The 19,937-nt window shown below is 44.3% G+C and carries 19 protein-coding genes; 7 read left to right on the top strand and 12 right to left on the bottom strand.

From position 1 onward, the window contains the following. Nucleotides 1-58: 58 nt before the first annotated feature. The gene (locus AC5EUN_RS01170) at nt 59-874 is read right to left on the bottom strand and encodes an NAD-dependent epimerase/dehydratase family protein (RefSeq protein WP_094148654.1); all 816 of its coding nucleotides are present in this window, start codon (nt 872-874) and stop codon (nt 59-61) included. Nucleotides 875-907: 33 nt separating this feature from the next. Between AC5EUN_RS01170 and recG the strand changes: the two genes are divergently transcribed. Together recG and AC5EUN_RS01160 are read left to right on the top strand one after the other, a co-directional pair. Then, nucleotides 908-2,953, top strand: a complete 2,046-nt coding sequence (gene recG / locus AC5EUN_RS01165; RefSeq protein ID WP_131230677.1) for an ATP-dependent DNA helicase RecG — start codon at nt 908-910, stop codon at nt 2,951-2,953. After that, on the top strand, nt 2,940-3,587 hold the full coding sequence (locus tag AC5EUN_RS01160) for a ComF family protein (protein ID WP_094148656.1): 648 nt from the start codon (nt 2,940-2,942) through the stop codon (nt 3,585-3,587). The genes recG and AC5EUN_RS01160 overlap by 14 nt, the downstream gene beginning before the upstream one ends. Here AC5EUN_RS01160 and AC5EUN_RS01155 read toward each other — a convergent pair whose 3' ends face one another. Together AC5EUN_RS01155 and AC5EUN_RS01150 are read right to left on the bottom strand one after the other, a co-directional pair. Then, the gene (locus tag AC5EUN_RS01155; RefSeq protein ID WP_094148657.1) at nt 3,588-3,992 is read right to left on the bottom strand and encodes an NUDIX hydrolase; all 405 of its coding nucleotides are present in this window, start codon (nt 3,990-3,992) and stop codon (nt 3,588-3,590) included. Then, nucleotides 3,989-4,588, bottom strand: coding sequence for an LOG family protein (locus AC5EUN_RS01150; RefSeq protein ID WP_094148658.1), 600 nt, complete (start codon nt 4,586-4,588; stop codon nt 3,989-3,991). Before AC5EUN_RS01150 ends, AC5EUN_RS01155 begins: the two co-directional genes overlap by 4 nt. Before the next feature lie 152 nt (nt 4,589-4,740). Between AC5EUN_RS01150 and AC5EUN_RS01145 the strand changes: the two genes are divergently transcribed. After that, nucleotides 4,741-5,754: a CorA family divalent cation transporter gene (locus AC5EUN_RS01145; RefSeq protein ID WP_004691361.1), complete on the top strand. Its 1,014-nt coding sequence runs from the start codon at nt 4,741-4,743 to the stop codon at nt 5,752-5,754. An 82-nt stretch (nt 5,755-5,836) separates the two neighbouring features. Here the strand turns inward: AC5EUN_RS01145 and AC5EUN_RS01140 are convergent, their stop codons facing one another. The 8 genes from AC5EUN_RS01140 to dxs form a co-directional block, all read right to left on the bottom strand. Next, nucleotides 5,837-6,124: an STAS domain-containing protein gene (locus AC5EUN_RS01140; RefSeq protein ID WP_004691363.1), complete on the bottom strand. Its 288-nt coding sequence runs from the start codon at nt 6,122-6,124 to the stop codon at nt 5,837-5,839. Between the two features lie 11 nt (nt 6,125-6,135). Then, complete coding sequence (locus tag AC5EUN_RS01135) at nt 6,136-6,771, bottom strand: MlaC/ttg2D family ABC transporter substrate-binding protein (RefSeq protein WP_087527364.1); 636 nt, start codon at nt 6,769-6,771, stop codon at nt 6,136-6,138. A gap of 20 nt (nt 6,772-6,791) precedes the next feature. Next, nucleotides 6,792-7,466: an outer membrane lipid asymmetry maintenance protein MlaD gene (mlaD, locus tag AC5EUN_RS01130; protein ID WP_004691366.1), complete on the bottom strand. Its 675-nt coding sequence runs from the start codon at nt 7,464-7,466 to the stop codon at nt 6,792-6,794. Next, complete coding sequence (mlaE, locus tag AC5EUN_RS01125; protein WP_004691368.1) at nt 7,466-8,245, bottom strand: lipid asymmetry maintenance ABC transporter permease subunit MlaE; 780 nt, start codon at nt 8,243-8,245, stop codon at nt 7,466-7,468. Before mlaE ends, mlaD begins: the two co-directional genes overlap by 1 nt. After that, on the bottom strand, nt 8,242-9,060 hold the full coding sequence (locus AC5EUN_RS01120; protein WP_004691369.1) for an ABC transporter ATP-binding protein: 819 nt from the start codon (nt 9,058-9,060) through the stop codon (nt 8,242-8,244). Before AC5EUN_RS01120 ends, mlaE begins: the two co-directional genes overlap by 4 nt. A gap of 401 nt (nt 9,061-9,461) precedes the next feature. Next, nucleotides 9,462-11,414 carry a DEAD/DEAH box helicase gene (locus tag AC5EUN_RS01115; protein WP_493352155.1) on the bottom strand — a complete coding sequence of 651 codons (1,953 nt, stop codon included), beginning with the start codon at nt 11,412-11,414 and terminating at the stop codon, nt 9,462-9,464. A 741-nt stretch (nt 11,415-12,155) separates the two neighbouring features. After that, nucleotides 12,156-12,986 (bottom strand): inositol monophosphatase family protein, encoded by an 831-nt coding sequence (locus AC5EUN_RS01110; RefSeq protein ID WP_094148660.1) that lies wholly within the window; start codon nt 12,984-12,986, stop codon nt 12,156-12,158. 116 nt (nt 12,987-13,102) lie between these two features. Next, on the bottom strand, nt 13,103-15,004 hold the full coding sequence (dxs, locus tag AC5EUN_RS01105; RefSeq protein ID WP_094148661.1) for a 1-deoxy-D-xylulose-5-phosphate synthase: 1,902 nt from the start codon (nt 15,002-15,004) through the stop codon (nt 13,103-13,105). 305 nt (nt 15,005-15,309) lie between these two features. On the opposite strand from dxs, the gene ribA reads away from it, so the two are divergent. Next, a complete protein-coding gene (gene ribA / locus AC5EUN_RS01100; protein WP_058870370.1) occupies nt 15,310-15,912 on the top strand; it encodes a GTP cyclohydrolase II in 603 nt (200 codons plus the stop codon). A gap of 60 nt (nt 15,913-15,972) precedes the next feature. On the opposite strand, the gene hemN is transcribed toward ribA, so the two are convergent. After that, nucleotides 15,973-17,337, bottom strand: a complete 1,365-nt coding sequence (gene hemN, locus AC5EUN_RS01095) for an oxygen-independent coproporphyrinogen III oxidase (RefSeq protein WP_094148682.1) — start codon at nt 17,335-17,337, stop codon at nt 15,973-15,975. Between the two features lie 267 nt (nt 17,338-17,604). On the opposite strand from hemN, the gene hemF reads away from it, so the two are divergent. The 3 genes from hemF (at nt 17,605) to aroE (ending at nt 19,930) form a co-directional block, all read left to right on the top strand. Continuing rightward, the gene (gene hemF, locus AC5EUN_RS01090) at nt 17,605-18,546 is read left to right on the top strand and encodes an oxygen-dependent coproporphyrinogen oxidase (RefSeq protein WP_094148662.1); all 942 of its coding nucleotides are present in this window, start codon (nt 17,605-17,607) and stop codon (nt 18,544-18,546) included. Nucleotides 18,547-18,834: 288 nt separating this feature from the next. Beyond that, on the top strand, nt 18,835-19,041 hold the full coding sequence (locus AC5EUN_RS01085; protein ID WP_010327619.1) for a hypothetical protein: 207 nt from the start codon (nt 18,835-18,837) through the stop codon (nt 19,039-19,041). A 100-nt stretch (nt 19,042-19,141) separates the two neighbouring features. Continuing rightward, nucleotides 19,142-19,930, top strand: a complete 789-nt coding sequence (gene aroE, locus AC5EUN_RS01080) for a shikimate dehydrogenase (protein ID WP_094148663.1) — start codon at nt 19,142-19,144, stop codon at nt 19,928-19,930. The last annotated feature ends 7 nt before the right edge of the window (nt 19,931-19,937 follow it).

Genomic DNA, 19,937 nt, shown 5'->3' with positions numbered 1-19,937 from the left:
CGTTCCACAGCCATTTTCCAAACGATGCTTCACATTTTTTATGAGTAAAAATAAAAAATTATTTTGACTCACGCTCTGCTAACAACGCCAAATAATCATCAAAGCAATGTGGATGCTGTAATTCAAAATTCATCTGTTGCATACGCGTAGCATGAATTTGTTTGCCTGATGACACAGCACTTTCCAGAACCAAAACTGGCAGTCCTAACTGCTGTTGAAACCATTGAATAATTTCATGTAAGGGCAATGGTTGGCTATTGCTGCAAATGTAAGACTTTTCAGTATGTTCCACGTGAAGCAAGTGTGCTAGAAAAGCAACCAAATCATCAATATGAATTCGGTTCGACCAATGCAGTTTGGGATAAGTTTTTATGGTTTCTGCAAGTTTAATCATACGTGCAACTGAAGTCCCATAAATTCCTGTTGGACGTACAATCACACATTCAGATGGATAAGCCTGTTGCCACAAAGTTTCCATGTTCAATAGCACCTGCCCTTGCACATCGCTCGGTTGGGGACTAGTGTCATCATCAACCCGCTCCCCTGCACTTTCACCATAGACACGTGTAGAAGAAACTACGATCACTTTTTTTAAAGGATGACTTTTTAAGGCATGTAGCATGGGTGCAATCGAGTCTACAAAAGTTCGCTGATACGCCTCCACCGTACTGCTCTCAGGCGAGAGTAAGACATATACCGCATCAATCGGTGCGACTTGAGACAAATCCAGCTGATGAATATCTTGAATCAAATGCTCAGCCCAATCATCTGATTTCGGACTTCGGCTAATTGTGGTAATTTGGTGGCCTTGCTGAAATAACTGTTTAGCAACACGCTGAGATGTTTTACCATAACCTATAAATAAAATATGCATTTAGCACCAAATCACAGACAAAGTTGAGGGGACATGGCTGCAGTCCATCAGTTGCAGGGGGTCGGAGCTGCCTCTGCTGCACTACTTGAAAAGTTGAATCTCTTCACTACAGATGATCTGCTGTTTCATCTGCCACGAGACTATGAAGATCGTAGCACGATCATACCGATGAACCAATTAACGGTTGGGCGTAGCTACCTACTCGAAGGAACGATTCAAGGCGTGGACTTTCCGCCGGGTAAACGTAAATCGATGGCGATTGGACTGCAAGACGACTTTGGCAAAGTGACTTTGCGCTTTTATCATATTTATAAAGGCTTAACGGATCGTGCAAAGATCGGTAATCGTCTGCGTATTTTTGGTGAAGTCCGTGTGGGTGCACGTGGCTTGGAAATGTATCATCCCGAAATTCAGCTCATTACAGAACATACGCCGCTTCCACAAACCCAACTGACTGCGATTTACCCCAGCACAGAAGGTCTGACGCAACCTAAGTTTCGTGAATACATCAAACAGGCTTTAGCCAAGCACAGTGATGATTTACCTGAACTGCTACCTGCAAAATTTACCAATGGCTATGCACTTAAACAGGCGTTGGATTACATCCATCATCCTCCTGTAGATGCCAATATGCTGCAACTGAGCCAAGGCTCACACCCTGCCCAGCAACGTTTGATTTTTGAAGAGTTGGTTGCGCATCAGGTCAGTCTATTAAGCCGTCGCGCCTATATCCAACAAATTGAAGCGCCACGTATTTCTGCCAGTCGTCAGTTTGCCAAACAACTGCTCAGCAGCCTACCTTTTGAAATGACCAATGCACAAAAGCGTGTCTCCAAAGAAATAGTACAAGACTTAAAACTCAATAAACCAATGTTACGTTTGGTTCAAGGCGATGTCGGCGCAGGCAAAACCTTGGTCGCTGGAGTCGCAGCCTGCCATGCTTTAGAAGAAGGTTGGCAAGTGGCGTTAATGGCACCGACTGAAATATTGGCGGAACAACACTATCTCAATTTTAAAAAATGGTTTGAGCCTTTGGGACTCAGTGTATCTTGGCTTTCAGGTAAACAAAAAGGCAAAGCCCGTGCTGCAGCCGAACAAGCCATTGTCGATGGCACAGCGCATCTGGTGGTGGGTACACACGCCCTGTTTCAAGACAATATCCACTTTGCCAAACTCGGGTTAGTGATTATCGATGAGCAGCACCGCTTCGGGGTCGATCAGCGCTTAGCCCTCCGCAATAAAGGCGCACAGAATATGACCCCACATCAATTGGTCATGACTGCAACCCCTATTCCACGGACTTTAGCCATGTCCGCCTATGGAGACTTGGACACGTCCGTGATCGATGAACTTCCACCCGGACGAACCCCGATTCAAACCGTGACCATTCCACTCGACCGCCGAGAAGAAGTCCTACAACGTATTGCCAGCAACTGTCTAGAAGGTAAACAAGCTTACTGGGTCTGCACCTTGGTTGAAGAGTCTGAAACCTTAGATGCTCAAGCTGCTGAAGCGACCTATTTAGAAATTAAAGAACGCTTCCCAGAGCTCAACATTGGCCTTGTACATGGCAAAATGAAAGCCGACGAAAAACAAGCAGTGATGCAACAGTTTAAAGCCAATGAATTACAGCTCTTGATTGCGACCACAGTGATTGAAGTGGGGGTCGATGTACCAAATGCCTCGATCATGGTGATTGAAAATGCGGAGCGTTTAGGACTCTCTCAATTACACCAATTACGTGGCCGTGTTGGTCGAGGCGCCAAGGCCAGCTTTTGCGCCCTGCTATATAAAAGCCCGCTGTCTCAAAATGGACAAGAACGCCTACGCATCATGCGTGAAACCAATGATGGCTTTTTAATTGCCGAAAAAGATTTGGAAATCCGCGGTCCCGGTGAATTGCTCGGTACCAAACAAACAGGCGATATGGGCTTTCGTGTAGCGAAACTGGAACGCGATGATCATTTGCTCAATCAAGCACATTTTGTCGCAGCGCAGATTTTAAAGGACTATCCTAAAAACGCTGAAGCCTTACTGAAACGCTGGCTACCTGAAGCACCACGCTATGCCTATGTTTAGTCATTTACTGCACACTGCCAAACAGTTGCTACACAAAGCACAGCCTTGTCAGTTGTGTGGCATTGTACGCGCAGATCTGCATTCGGTCTGTCTGGACTGCTGGCAACAACTTCCACTGCATCCACAGACCGTTGAAAAACAAGAGCTGAGCATTCATGTCGCAGGACAGTATCAATATCCTTTAGATCATCTTATTCAGCAGTTCAAATATGAACAACAACTGCATTGGCAGCCTCTACTGTCAGGCATTCTTCAGCAAATTCGCTTACCTAAAGTACAAGCAATTGTTCCGATGCCGATTTCGACCCAGCGTTTAGCGGAACGTGGCTATAACCAATCAATGATCCTCGCCAAAGACTTAGCCAAGCAGTTCAATGTTCCCATTTGGCAACCTGTGATACGACTGCATCAACATTCGCAAAAAGGACTCAGTCGACTAGAACGCTTAGATCAAATTCAACAACAGTTTAAAATCGATCCTCAGCAGCGCCAGTACGCAAAACTCTACCGGCGTGTTTTGATATTAGATGATGTCGTGACCACAGGCAGCTCGATTCAGGCACTGACTTTACAGCTTGAACAATTGGGTTGTCATAAAGTCAGCGCCGCGTGTATTGCCTATGCACTAAAATAATTAGACTACGTCAATCAGCAAATGTTCACGTACCCATGGCATGACCACTTCGGTGGTTAGCGGTGCAAGTGCAGTCTGCTGATCATTCAAACTGACCCATTTCATTTCTGCAATTTCAGCCGCAATTTGTGGCGCTTGCTGAAGCTGAACATGGTAAACATAGCTCACCAATTTAAAATCAGGTTCATTGGCGGTGGCTGTTTCAAAACGACCAACAAACTGTTCAATCGTTGCAGCACTTCCAATTTCCTCCCGAATCTCACGCAGCATGGTTTGCTCAGGTGCTTCATTGGGCTCAAGCTTACCGCCCACTTGCATAAAACACGCGGTGTTCTGCTTACGCACCAATAAAAGCTGCTGCTGTTCATTCACAATAATAGCAGCAGCGACCGTAATCACCTTCATGCTTTGACATCCAACAACTCAGGATCAACCATGCCCCACTTCGGTTCAGGCGCTTGGAACTGATCCATCTGCTTTAAAATGGCTTTCACCGAATCCGATACAATCAGGCTGTCGGTAAAACGCGCATGGGTAAAGCCTTTGTTGGTGGTCATCTTCAGAAATTTAAGTAAATCATCATAAAAGCCATTTACATTTAAAAAGGCATTCGGCTTAAGGTGAATGCCGAGCTGCGCCCACGTCCATTGTTCAAAGATTTCTTCTAAAGTCCCTGCACCGCCTGGCATTGCAATAAATCCATCCGACAAGGCTGACATTTTCAGTTTACGCTCTTGCATGTCTTTGACAACATGTAACTCAGTCAAGCCTTGATGCGCCAACTCACGATCCACCAACACATGTGGAATCACGCCAATCACTTGACCGCCTGCCTCTAAAGCACTGTCTGCCACAATACCCATTAAGCCTGAACGACCACCACCATAGACCAAGGTTTTGCCTTGTTCTGCAATGGTGTGTCCAACCTGACGTGCTGTTTCGGAAAAGATTTGATCTGAACCTAATGCGGAACCACAAAAGATCGCAATTGAATTTGTCATTTTTTACTCTGATATTTAATTGTCATGCAACTTCACTAAAATGAATGGATATTTTTTAGCAATTTAACCATTCGATCAGTGTTTTTATTGCAATCCTTGTCTAAAATACACCCATCCACTTCAACCATTACTGCGCAAAGGAGAAAGACGGCATGCTTGAAGCCTTTTACGCCACAGAGCGCGGTAGCTTAGAAGACATCACCATTAATGGCGATTTCGATCTTCAGCCCGATTTGGTCTGGCTTGACCTCATTGCTCCCTCCCAAGAAGAACAACAGTGGATTTTAGATGCATATGAACAAAATTTACCTACGCTAAAATCACTCGAAGACATTTCATCTTCAGCTCGATTCTACCGTGATGACGACGGTATTTTGCATATCAGTACGTATTTTTTAACGAAAAATAAAAACTATCAAGTCGATGGTGAGCCTGAAGAAAGCAGCGGTGCCCTTGCCACGGTACAAACTGTCGCTTTCATTTTACATAAAGAACGTCTCTTTACCCTTCGCGGGGAAAAACTGGTAGCGTTCCGTGCCTTTCGTGCGCGTGCGCGCCGCAATGACTATGAAATCGACTATAAAGATCCAACGTGGATCTTACTCGGTTTACTCGAGGCTAAGCTGGACGAGCTTGCGGATATCTTAGAAGATATCCACAAGGACTTGGAAAAGTATTCCACAGAAGTGCTGAATAACCGTCACCGCGAGATGATTCTCGACTTAGATGACATGATTACCCGTCTGGCCCACTTGGAAGATATGCTTGGAAAAGCACAGCTGTGTTTGATTGACTTACGTCGTGTACTGACCTTTCTATCACGCCCGCGTGCTTTAGGCAGTCATATTTATGATGCAGACATTCGAGAGCTCAGTGAAGACGTTCGCTCACTAGTTGAGCACGATGCCTTCTTGTTCCAAAAAGTACGATTCTTACTGGATACCACCTCAGGCTTCATTAACACCGAGCAGAATGACACGATTCGTCGCTTCTCTATCTTACCCAGTATGCTCGCTCCACCAATGCTGATTGCCAGTATTTACGGCATGAACACCGATGTGTTGCCTTTTGCCAAAGGCGGCACCAGTTTTATTGTGGTGAGCCTGATCTTAATGGCGTTCCTGATTGGTCCGCTCATTTACTTCCGCTGGAAAAAATGGATTTGAGTACACGTTAAAACATTGTTTTTCCTCATAGATTTAAGAAACACAACATATAAAAAAAAGCACCCTAAGGTGCTTTTTTTATTTAAGGGATTAACTTGAGGTCATCCTGTAAATGACAGGCTTGAATCACCTTCATCATTTTTTCAGGTACAGCTTTAAAATGTAAACTATGTGCATCGGGTGTTTGACGCAACCAACGCACCAAAACTGCCAGTGCCAATGTACTACCATGTTCAAGCTGGGCCAAATTCACCACCACAGGATAAGACTGTGACTGAATCACCTTCAGACCTTGTTGATAGTAGCTTTCAGCATTGTCATATGTAATCTGACCTGAAAGCTGCATTTCCTGATTGCTAAAGTTAATCACCTTTCACCTACTTATTTTTTCTTTTCAACCGCTGCTTCTGCATCAGGTTGGAAGTTTGCAATCGCTTTATCTAGGTCGCCACCATTACGTTTAACCGTTGCCGCGAACTGATTACGGAACTGTAAACCAAGGTCGATACCCGACACATTGATATTACGGATTTTCCATTGGTTGCCTTTATCCGCCAACTGGAAAGACACTGGGATTTTTTCGCCTTTGTTATTAAAGTCGATCGTCACCACAGGGTTTTTGCTGTTCGTTTCTTTATACGGACGGATGGTATATGTCTGATTGCTGAATTTCGCGAATGCAGAACCGTAATTTTCAATCAGTGTTTCACGGAAATTATTTTCAAACTTCGCGCGTTGTGCAGCTGTACTGTATTGATTGGTTGCATAAGTCCCCATCACAATACGTGAAAATGCTTGTGAATCCACATATGGGTCTAAGTTTTGACGAACAATCGTTTTCACCGCAGCTGGGTTGTTTTGGAGTTTGGCATGATCCGCTTTTAAACGCGCAATCAAACCATCTGCCACTTTTTTAACAAAAGCAGGTGGTGCTTCACTTGGTGCTGCAAAAGCAGTACCCGCAAACATTGTAGTTAAAATGCTAGCTGTCAGTGTTTGTTTCAATAAAGTATTCACTACAATTGGTCCTCTTCAAATCATTCAACAAATGACACGTTGGCATCTGCTGTTTCAGCAGTTTCAGGTTGCTCAGTTGTTGCTGAAGCATCTTTCGATTTACCTGCACCGCCCGTAATAAATTTAGTAATTAAGTCTTCTAGGTCCATTGTGCCTTGGGTATTGCCAATGCTTTCACCACGTTTCACGTAGTTCAAACCACCCCCTGGAACAATTTTCAAGTACTTCTCCCCTAGCAGACCATTGGTTGCCACCATAATATAAGCATCTTCATCAATGCTGGTGATGGACTTCATGTTCGCAATAAGTTGCTTTTCCATTTCTTTTTGTTGCGCAGCATCCGCAGCGGTATAGTCGCTACTGTAACGAAGCTCTTCAAGTGCATTCTTTTCAACTTCTTTGAGTTGTGCTGCATTAAAGGTCGTTAATTTACCATCCAAAGAAAAAGAAACGGTCGCTAAACGTGTCACAGGGTCTAAGCTTATTTGATCAACTTGACCAATTTTTACCCCACTCATCGTCACTTTCGCACGTGGTTTTAAACCATTTACGTTATCGAAAGTTGCACTCATTTCATAGCGATCACTGAGATTTGATCCCACCAAGCCACTCACTCGCATCGCAATAAAAAACAAAGCGATACCGAATAAAATGACAAATATGCCGACTGCCAGCTCACTTGCACGTGATTTCATTAAACACCTCCAAACATGACCGCAGTCAACACAAAATCAAAACCTAAAACACAGAGCGATGAATACACCACAGTGCGTGTGGTTGATGTCGCAATACCTTCAGATGTCGGTTCACAGGCATAGCCTTGATACACCGCAATCCATGTACAAATTAAAGCAAAAACAAAACTTTTAATGATGGTGCCATTCAGGACATCTTTATAGAACTCTACGCTACTTTGAATGCCACTCCAGTAAGAGCCTTCATCTGCACCCAAGAAGTCTACACCCACCATTTTACCGCCCATAATCCCCACCGCAGCGAAGATGACAGACAACATCGGCAAACTAAAAATACCGGCCCAAAGTCGCGGTGAAATTACACGTTTAAGTGGATCAACACCGATCATTTCCATACTGGACAGCTGCTCTGTGGCTTTCATTAAGCCAATCTCAGCCGTCAATGCAGAGCCCGCACGACCTGCAAACAGCAATGCTGCAACCACAGGTGCTAACTCACGAAGTAAGGTCAAAGCAACCGCTGTACCTAGCATCGCTTCACTACCAAAGGTCACCAAGATGCTATACATCTGTAGCCCGAGTACCGCACCAATAAATAGCCCTGACACCACAATAATGAGCAGTGATAACACCCCAACACGGTACATTTGATAAACAAATAACCGAACACCTAAAGCAGTGGGCATCGAAAATAAAATTTGTAATAACATCAGGCTGGCAACACCAATGCCGCGAACCCGTTCAATCACGCGTCGACCTAAGAGTGCTATCGCATTCATGCTTGCACCTCAGTATTTAGATATGCCTTATGGCTAAATTGATAATCGACAGGCCCTTCAACCGCACCTGTTAAAAACTGTTTAACAAACGGAGAGGCATTCGCCTGTAACTGTTCAGGCGTGCCTTCACCTTGCACCTTACCTTCAGCAACAACATAGATATAGTCTGCGATCGATAAGGTTTCAGCCACGTCATGCGAGACAATAATTGTTGTTAAATCAAGAGCTTCTCGCAATGATCGAATCAGACGTGTGAGTACACCCTTCACAATTGGATCTTGCCCTGCAAATGGCTCATCGTACATGATCAGCTCAGGATCCAGTGCAATTGCACGTGCCAAAGCCACACGACGGTTCATCCCGCCTGAGAGCTCAGAAGGCATCATCTGTTCTGCGCCACGTAAACCGACAGACTCTAGTTTTAAAGATATAATTTCTGACAGTAAATGCTCAGGCAACTTGGTATGTGCTCTTATCGGAAAGGCCACATTTTCATATACCGACATATCGGTAAACAATGCGCCACTTTGAAAAAGCATGCCCATACGCGCACGCGCAGCGAATAACTCTTTGCGTGACATTTTCGCAATATTTTGCCCATCAAAAAGTACTTCACCTTGGTCAGGGGTCAATTGGCCGCCAATTAAACGCAGTAAAGTGGTTTTACCTGTACCCGATGGTCCCATAATGCCCGTAATTTGACCCTGTCGAATTTTTAAATTGACCTGATCATAAATGACACGTTCCCCTCGCTTAAAGCTCAGGTCTTTGACCTCAATGAGGGCTTGAGCAGTCAGAGGCGCTTGATTATTCATAGCTGTGCGTTTTCCTGCATTTTTTCAGCATGCATACTATAAAGGATTAAAAAACGATATGTTAGCGTATTCCGTGTCTAATTTTGTGCACGAATTGATTTCAGTTGGTTGTATTTATATTTATTTGAACTGCGAAAACAAGCTACATAAGATGAATTGCTTCATCCATAACGACTATAGACAAAGAAAAGAATGTTGCAAATCAGCAAAAAGAGTCCGAGATAATGTGCCATATTGACCTCTTTCATGTCAGAGAGTGTGGCGATTGATTCAACCCCATTATTGTGCATCATTATTATCAATACAATTAAAATATGACTCAGTATACATTTTAATTTATTTTTTTACAGCCTCAGACAAAAAAAACCAGTGTTTCCACTGGTTTTTTTATTCATTCAGACTTAGTCGTTAAACTTACGACGTGGGCGGTCAAAACCACCTTCAGTACGTGGACGATCTGAATTAAATTCACGCTTCGGACGGTCTTCGCCACCAAAAGTACGCTTAGGACGGTCTTCGCCACCAAAAGTACGCTTAGGACGGTCTTCACCACCGAAAGTACGTTTTGGACGGTCATCACCAAAAGAACGTTGTGGACGGTCGCCAAAACCACTTTCACGACGTGGCGCTGGACGATCACCAAAATCACGTTTTGGACGGTCACCAAAAGAACCTTCACGACGTGGTTTGTAATCTACACGGTTACCGCGGTTGTCATCATTCGAGTCAAAACGTGGCTTATCGTTGAAACTGCCTTCGCGACGTGGACGATCAGAGTTGAATTCACGCTTTGGACGATCATCAAAAGAACGTTGCGAACGATCACCGAAACCGCCTTCACGACGTGGCGCTGGACGATCACCAAAATCACGTTTTGGACGGTCATCAAAAGAACGTTGCGGACGATCACCGAAACCGCCTTCACGACGTGGACGATCATTATTAAATTCACGACGTGGACGATCTTCACCACCAAATGATGGACGATCACCACGAGGTTTGTCATCGTAGCTACGACGTGGACGGTCATCACCACCTTCACGACGTTTAAAGTTAGACTCACCTTCGAAACGAGCACGACCGCCGCCATCGCGACCACCGAAACCACCGCGACCACGACCGCCGCCATCACGACCACGACCATCACGACCACGACCGCCGCCATCACGACTACCGCGTGCAGGAGGTGGAGATGGCTCAAGGCCTTCAATTTCAGATACATTCAAACGCGCGTCTAAGAAATCTTCTAAAGCACGGATTTTACCGCGTTCACGGTAAGTTGCTAAAGTGATTGCTTTACCAGTACGACCCGCACGACCTGTACGACCAATACGGTGTACATAGTCTTCGTTCTTCATTGGAAGACCGAAGTTGATTACGTGTGAAATAGTTGGTACATCAAGACCACGTGCAGCAACGTCAGTTGCAACTAAAATTTTTGCACGACCTTCACGGATGCTACGTAAACGACGGTTACGCACAGTTTGTGGCATAGCACCGTGAAGTGCTACAACTGATAAACCTGCTTCAGCAAGTTCTTCAGCCAACATATCGGTGTCTTCTTGAGTAGAAGCAAATACAACAGCTTGATCTAAGTCTTCAGCACTTAACCAATGCGTTAGTAATTTTTTCTTGTGCTCAAAGCCATCAGTCCAGTGTAAAGTCTGAGTGATGTCAGTATTCGTAGAGTGACCAGTTTCGATTGCAATACGTTGTGGATCATTCATCATGCGTTCAGCAAGAGTAATGATACGACCAGCAAATGTTGCAGAGAACATTAACGTCTGCTTACGGTTTGCAGCAAGATCGCTAATTGCTTCTAAGTCTTCAGAGAAACCTAGATCTAGCATACGGTCTGCTTCGTCAACAATAAGTGCATCAACTTGGTCTAATTTAATTTGACGACGGTTTACAAGGTCAAGTAAACGACCTGGTGTTGCAACAACAACTTGCGCACCTTTTAACTGTTGGATTTGCTTACCAAACGGCATACCACCCATGATCGCTGCAATACGTGCACCTTTCATGTGACGGACAAAACCAATCGCGTCTTGGCTTACTTGCTGCGCTAACTCACGAGTTGGGCAAAGAACCAAAATATTTGGTTGAGTAATTGCTTTCATACGTTCTTTGAACGGAACGAAAGTCTCTTGGGCTGCAAGTGCGTTTAACGTTGGAAGTAAGAACGCTGCAGTTTTACCTGAACCTGTTTGGCTAGATACTAAAAGGTCTTTACCTTCCAAAGCTGCAGGAATCGATTGTTCCTGTACAGGCGTAGGAGAAGTAAAACCTAAGCTTTGTAAAGCTTGTTGTAACGATTCATGTAAAGGAAAATCAGCAAAAGTTTTGCTCATAGAGTATTTCACCCGAAAAATGGGTGCTCCATTAAATATATGGTCTGATGGACATCGGCAAAAAGCGGCACAGCAATAATCGCTGAAAATATAGAATCAGCGGCGATCCGAGAACGACGATGCGTATAACGCACATTTGATTACAGCCGCAACCTGAAGGAATCGCTTAAGCGATTGGGTGGGGCGCGAAATAATGTCCTCTCTTTGGACCGGACGCGCATACACAATGATAGAAGAGAATGTTCAGGTAATGAACGAAATTTAGTGCGTGGGCGGAGTATAGCAGGATATTTTTAAAAGTCACCTCTTTTCGTGAAATTGATACAATATTTTCCTCAAAGATTGAATAAATGCAGGTTTTCACTTTAATTTTTTTGACCATCTAGAAAAATTTTGAATAGTATTCTTTGCTCTTTCCTCAACTTGACTCGTATGAGCTGCAATTCATTGCGCGAACGCTTATTCTAGTACTATCACGATGCAGCAAGGTAACACAGGTCTGTAATGCTGCCTTAAAGAGCAAACTTAATAGGTGCTGTTGGTTGATTCTAAGCTGCTTTATTTATAGCGTAATCTTGATTAAACGCTGATCAGAATCTGATACTGCCCATGATTTGTCATCTAATAGTGGTTAAAGCCATAAAGTAAATCCCCACAAAGGCCTTTATTTTTTCATCCATATCAAAGAAAAGCCCTCTTCTGAGGGCTTTTCCAATGTCTTAAAACACGATCTGCATGCTATTACTTAGCCGCTTCACCCCAAGCAGGGACAACTGCTTTCATCAGAGGTTTCAACATTTTCATAGAACATGCCAGTACTTGGCCATTTTCCATAGATTCGCTACCACCACGTGCATCAACCACTGTACCGCCCGCTTCTTTCACGATCAACTCACCAGCTGCGATATCCCAAGGCTTTAAGCCAAGTTCGAAGTACGCATCGAAACGACCTGCTGCAACATATGCCAAATCTAATGCTGCAGAACCTGTACGACGGTATTGCGCGCCAGCTTCAGTCACATTTAACAATGAATCAAAATGATTTTTTGCATAAGAAATCATTTCACCATTACGTTTTGCACGGTAAGCATGACCCACAGACATGAATGTATTTTCAAGGCTGTCTTTCACATTTACACGAATACGGCGTTGGTTCATCATGGCACCACGACCACGACTTGCAGAGAACAACTCATCTTTCACAGGGTCGTAAATCACGCCGTGTTGAGTAATGCCTTTATGTTGAACTGCAATAGAGATACAGAAGTGAGGAACACCGTTAATGAAGTTTAGCGTGCCATCAAGTGGGTCGATGATCCAACACCAATCTGCGTCGTGACCTTTACCTTCTTGAAAACCAAACTCTTCACCAAGGAAGCTGTGATTTTTATAGCTTTTACGTAGGGTATCGATAGCCAATTGTTCCAAATAACGGTCTACACGCGTTACAGGACCATCAATTCCTTTTTCTTCGACTTGTAGATCGAGCTTATGACGATTTTGATGCGCTTTTAAAAGCTCTTGACCGACTAATTGAGCCGCACGCGCAGCCATCACCACCATAGGTTCCATTGAACACCCACTACAATTTGAAGATATTGATAAAGAATAATGCATAAAAGCCCGCGCATCTTATCAAAGATCGGGGCTTTTAGGGAAAAAATGTTTCTAAAATTTAAAAACGGTGCTTAAACCATATGTACAAGTTTTGACCATGCTTGGCGCACCGAGCTTTCAATGCCTTCTGCATCTAATCCTGCCTGATGCAACATTTGCGCATGAGTCGCTTGATGCATGAATGTATCCGCTAAACCAAGATTTAACATCGGTTTCACGATTTGAGCCTGTGCCAAATATTCATTGACTGCACTGCCCGCACCCGCCATCACCGCGTGTTCTTCAACCGTAACAAATAAAGCCGTTGATGGTGCTAAAGTCGTTATCATCTTTTCATCAAGCGGTTTAACAAAGCGCATATTCACCACACGAACCGCTAAATCTTGCTCAGCCAATTTCTGTGCTGCCTCTACTGCGGCCTGAACCCGACTACCAAAGGCAAGAATGCTAATAACGTCGTCTTGGGTATCATTAAAGCTCGCTACAATTTCAGCCTGACCAATTTCCATCGGGGTCATCTGTTGTTGAATCTCAACACCCAAACCATTGCCACGCGGGTAACGCACTGCGGCAGGGCCATTGTATAAATAAGCAGTATGCAACATTTGACGACATTCATTTTCGTCTTTTGGCGCCATAATCACCAAATTCGGTACTGTGCGCATAAAGGCATAGTCATAGGCTCCAGCATGAGTCGGGCCATCTTCACCCACTAAGCCTGCACGGTCGATACCAAAGGTAACATCTAGGTTTTGCAGGGCCACATCATGAATCAATTGATCATAGCCACGTTGCAAGAAAGTCGAGTAAATGGCCACCACAGGTTTTAAGCCTTCACATGCCATACCCGCCGCCAAAGTTACAGCATGCTGTTCTGCAATCGCGACATCAAAAAAGCGTTGTGGATACTGTTTGGCAAAACCCACCATACCTGAGCCTTCGCACATGGCAGGGGTAATCGCCAGTAAGCGCTCATCTTGTGCGGCTTCATCACATAACCATTGACCAAAGACATCTGAATATTTGGGCGCTGTTTGTGGCGCAGACTTGGCATTTATTTTTGTAATCGCGTGATATTTGATTTGGTCAGCTTCAGCAGGTGCAAAGCCTTTGCCTTTTTTGGTATAGACATGAATTAAACGTGGCCCTTTACGTTTTTTTAATGCGGTAAAGACTTGTGTCAGCTGTTCAACATCGTGCCCATCAAAAGGCCCAAAGTAATCAAAACCAATCGCTTTGAATACGTTGTCAGCCGCATCTGTCGCTGCACTGTGTAAGCGTGAGTTATAGGTCCATTCAGGATGTGGCTGCACATAAGCTTCGCCATCCGCTGAAATATTAATGGACTGACCACTTTCCCAAATCGAAGCCAAATGTTTAGCAAAACCACCTGTGCTGCATGAAATCGACATATCGTTGTCATTCAGCACCACCATCAGGTCCGCATCATGCGCGACTGCATCGTTCATAGCTTCAAAGGCCATACCCGCTGTCATCGCCCCATCACCAATAATCGCGACCACTTCACATGGATTGTTTTGATAACGACGTGCCAGCGCCATACCTAGACCTGCTGAAATCGCAGTCGAAGAATGTCCGACTCCAAAGGTATCAAATACCGATTCATCACGCGCAGGAAAGGCAGCCAAACCATCTTTAGCACGAATAGTCGTGAGCTGTTCACGGCGGCCCGTCAAGGCTTTATGCGGATAAGCTTGATGACCGACATCCCAAATTAAGCGGTCATTCGGCGTGTTGAAGCAATAATGTAATGCCACGGTGAGCTCGACTACACCGAGGTTTGCACCAAAGTGTCCCCCACTTTGTCCTGCGGCATACAGAATAAATTGACGTAGCTCGTCTGCCACTTGTGCTAATTGACTTTGCTCAAGCAAGCGAAGTTGTTGAGGATGATCAATCGTATCCAACAACGGTGTTACAGGGCGATGAGCTGGTATTTCTGTATACAACATAATATGGCAAAGCCTTCTAAAGCCTGGCAAATCTAGCTAGGTCAAATGGGTAATTCGATCATATCGTCGAATGCTATCACCTTCAATCAGCCATATTTCTAGCGATGCAGTTTTGAGCAGTGCTCTCACTGGGTGTTCGTTTAGTGCAGGTGATTATCCTGAATAATCTTACTATTTATCAACTATTATCGTTCGCTTTATACAAAAAAGAAAATCTTCTGCATAAATTCATGGATGCAATTCTACCAATGTCGATGCATTACGCTATACTTTAGCCAATTTCTGAACTATTTACAGGTTTAGCTGTGCCTATTGAATTTGTTGCCACATCCCGTTTACCGACTGCTTTTGGTGAATTTAACATCACCGTATTTCAAGATCCTAAGACCGGTGAAGAACATGTTGCACTCTCAAAAGGTTTGGATCAGCCGATCACAGAACCCGTTTTAGTCCGTGTTCATTCTGAATGTCTCACGGGCGATGCCTTTGCGTCACTGAAGTGTGACTGTGGTCCACAATTGCAAGCCACACAAAAACTGATCAATGAAGCTGGGCAAGGCGTGATTCTGTATTTGCGTCAGGAAGGTCGTGGCATTGGGCTGACCAATAAAATTCGTGCTTATGCGCTACAAGATCAAGGGCATGACACAGTTGATGCCAACCTAATGCTCAATCTCCCTGCCGATGCACGTCGTTATGACATGGTCAGCATTATGTTGGATCATCTCAATATTCAACAAGTCCGTTTGATTACTAACAATCCATTGAAGATTGCAGCATTGCAAGAGCAAGGGATCAATGTGGTAGATCGTGTGCCTTTGACGGTCGGTTTAAATCCTTTCAATGAAGAATATTTAAAAACCAAGCATGAACGCATGGCACACTTGTACAAGAAAGATGATTTTTAAAATTTGAAAACATACTCTAAGCCTGCTTGAAAAAGGCCGGCTTAGAGCGCTTTAATGACATTAGATGGTCATTGAGAAAATACGACTCTCGGGTCGACGGCGTTTTAAATGTAAATCGAACGCCATACAAATATTGCGCACAAAGGCTTTACCCTGCTCAGTCACTCGTAAACTCTGTGGCCCAATCTCTAATAAACCATCGTCCCGCATTTCTTCCAGTTGTCCCAAGACCTCAGCCAATTCAGGAAATTGCATATCTGATTCTGCCCACGACGTCTGAAAGCTACACATCAAATTTAAAATGTGACGACGAATCATCAGATCTTCAGCACTTAAAATATGCCCACGATAGACAGGAAGTTCATTGTTTTCGAGTCGCGCATAATAATCTTCGAGTTTCTTTTCATTTTGCGCAAAGCTATACCAGCTGTCGCTGATGGATGAAATACCTAAACCTATCATCACTTGGGTTTTTGATGCGGTGTAGCCCATAAAATTGCGATGCAAAGTGCCTGCCTGAAATGATTGATACATCGCATCATTTTCTAAAGCAAAATGATCCATACCAATTTCATGATAACCCTGTGCCAGTAATTTATTCTTCCCTTCTTCATAGCACTGGCGTTTTACTTCATCTTTCGGCACATCATGGTCTTTAAAACCACGTTGCCCATTGCCTTTGATCCATGGCACATGCGCATAACTATAAAATGCCAAACGGTCTGGACGTAAACGATTGGTTTGATCAATGGTGTTGAGCACATCATCTAGGTTTTGAAAAGGCAGACCAAAGACCAAATCATGTGAAATTGAGCTATAGCCTATTTCACGCGCCCACTGCGTCACTTGCTCGACATGTTCAAAAGGCTGTATCCGATGAATGGCTTTTTGTACGGTTTCATTATAATCCTGCACCCCATAACTGACACGGCGAAAGCCCAAGTCATACAAGGCTTGCAAATGCTCCCGTGTGGTATTGTTCGGATGCCCTTCAAAGCTAAACTCATACTGCTCGGCAATCTCTGCTTGCGCAAGGATACTTTCAATCAGTTGAGTTAAATGCGCTGGAGAAAAGAAAGTCGGCGTTCCGCCACCCAAATGAATTTCTTTAATGCGGGGTTTTTCTTCAAGCAAGTCACAATAAAGAGACCACTCTTTTAAAACCGCCTGAATATAAGGCTGCTCCATCTCATGCTTTTTGGTCACGCGTTTGTGACAGCCACAAAAAGTACAGAGACTTTCACAAAAAGGCAGATGAATATACAAACTTATGCCTTCAGTCGAATTCGATTCAGCAAACGATGTTTTCAGCGTCTGTTTCCATTGCTCTAAAGAAAACTGTGGCTCTTCCCAATACGGCACCGTTGGGTAACTGGTATAACGTGGACCAGGAACATTGTATTTTTGAATCAATGAATCGCGCATATTTACCATCAGCTCTTCCACATTCAGAAAATGCAGCCTATTCTGCATCGCCAAACTCGGGTCTGTACTGTGGTTATTCTGCTGAGCTTAGGATCAGAATTCAACCTAGCGAATTGGTCAGGTTATTTTGCACATAGCAGCATTTCATTTTTGAATTGTCTCACAACATCGAATGCTGCTGTAGGACTCTTCGGAAAATATTCTTAATCTTTTTGCTGTTTTATGTTTTGATGTAGGCAGTTTTCATCTTTTCCCATGAGGCTTTTCATGCAGCACCCAACGTCTGCGGATATCCAACGCGTTCGCGAATTTCTCCTCGACTTACAGGCTCGTATTTGTGCCGCACTTGAACAACAAGAGTGTGCTGGTGGCGGGACTGCGCAGTTTGAAATAGATGATTGGGAGCGTCCTGAAGGCGGTGGGGGTCGTTCACGCGTACTGCAAAATGGCACAGTGATCGAAAAAGGTGGAGTGATGTTCTCACACATCAACATATCTAAACTCCCTGCTTCAGCGACTGAACGCCATCCGCAAATTGCAGGTGCCAAAGCACAGGCCATGGGTGTGTCCTTAGTGATCCATCCGAAAAATCCAAATGTCCCGACTTCACATGCCAATGTGCGCTTATTCGTGGCTGAAAAAGAAGGTCAAGATCCAATTTGGTGGTTTGGGGGGGGCTTCGATCTCACTCCATTTTACCCAAATGATGAAGATGTGCTGTCATGGCATCAGACAGCGCATGACTTATGTGCGCCCTTTGGCGCTGAAGTCTATGCCGAACATAAACAATGGTGCGATGACTACTTCTATTTAAAACACCGCGACGAACAACGTGGTGTCGGTGGATTATTCTTTGATGATCTCAATCAATGGGACTTTGAAACCTGTTTCCACTATATCCAAGCGGTCGGCAATGGCTACCTAGAAGCTATTCTTCCGATCTTCCAGCGTAACCAAGACAAGCCTTATAGCGAGGTGCAACGCGACTTTCAAATCTATCGTCGTGGTCGTTATGTCGAATATAACTTGGTCTATGACCGTGGCACGCTTTTTGGTTTACAAACAGGTGGACGAATTGAGTCGATTTTAGTGAGCTTGCCGAATTTGGCGGGTTGGTCATATCGACCTGAATGGGAGGCCGATTCTGCTGAGAAAAAATTGACCGACTTTTACCTGAAACCCCAAGATTGGCTCAAGCTACTCAAATAGACACACAGTCTTACAATTCTATATCCCCCACGCATGCCCTTTTCACTAGATTAGGGCAGCTTATATATTAAATTTTATATATTTCCCGATCAATTCCTCGTAGAATGGCCACTACACAAAGCGTCATTTCTTTGCATTTATTAAAGCATTGTCACAGGTTTAAAACAGCAATTGGGTTCTTTTAAGTTCGCAAAAACCGTAAGCTAAATTAAGTCATTTTCAATGTATTCATTTTAATGACATCAACATTTAGTATCCTCCTTTGCTGTTCTCTCTGAGGTCCCAAACATGTTCGCAAAAAGAGTTAGCTCGACCACCATGGTTCTTTTCTGCTTTGCTATTGTGTTGCTAAGCTCGATCAGTACCACTATTTTTTCTGAAAGTGCGTTTAATGACAATGCATCCATCAGCATCACCGTATTTGCAGGTATCGGCTTAACCCTGACCGCAGCAAAATTATTGTTTGATGCGATTCACAGCATCTGTAACCCATAAGTCGCCTTTCTTTTTTCTGTTGATAAAAAACCACTGAACGCTTTAGCCTGTGTGTAATTTGCCGTATATTGAACGGCATTTCTCACATGGATTTGGTGCGATGAACAAACAATTCGCTGTCATTGGCAATCCGATTGAGCAGTCTCGCTCACCTGAACTTCACCATGCGTTTGCACAAAAAATGGGGCTCGACCTCAACTATAGTAAACGTCTTGCGCCACTCGATGGCTTCCTCGCCAACATCCAAGAATTCTTCTCACAGGGTGGCATGGGTCTTAATGTCACTGTGCCGTTTAAAGAACAAGCCTTTGCCGCCTGCGCAGTCCTCACTGAACGCGCTAAAATCGCAAAAGCAGTCAATACGTTGTGGATGATCGATGGTCAATTACATGGTGACAACACCGATGGACAAGGGTTAGTCGATGCCATTCATGCGTTGGACTGGAACTTAGACCAGACAGATGTACTGATCATCGGTGCAGGTGGTGCAACTCGTGGCGTCATTTATCCACTGGTCCAAGCAGGGGTGAAAAAAATTGTGATTGCCAATCGTACCCTTGCCCGTGCTGAGCAACTGGTTGCTGACTTAAAAACAGCTGTACCGCAAGCCGAATTGCAAGCCATCGGCTTAGATGCGCTCGAAGGTCAGTTTGACTTGGTGATTAACGCAACCTCTGCCAGCCTAAGCGGAGATGCCCTCGTTCTGCCAGAAACACTCCAGTTTCAACATGCCTATGAAATGGCCTATGGCAAACCCTCAACCTTTTTAGATCAAGCCAAAGCTCGCGGCGTACCCACCTCAGAAGGCTATGGCATGCTGGTTGGTCAGGCGATTGAATCTTTTTCGATTTGGAATGGCATCAAACCCAACCTGAAAGATTTTTTATAAGCACAAA

It is taken from the genome of Acinetobacter sp. CAU_H_S170_2, from assembly GCF_058890445.1.
The sequence above is the reverse complement of the archived record's forward strand: the minus strand, read 5'-3'. Positions and strand labels throughout refer to the sequence as shown.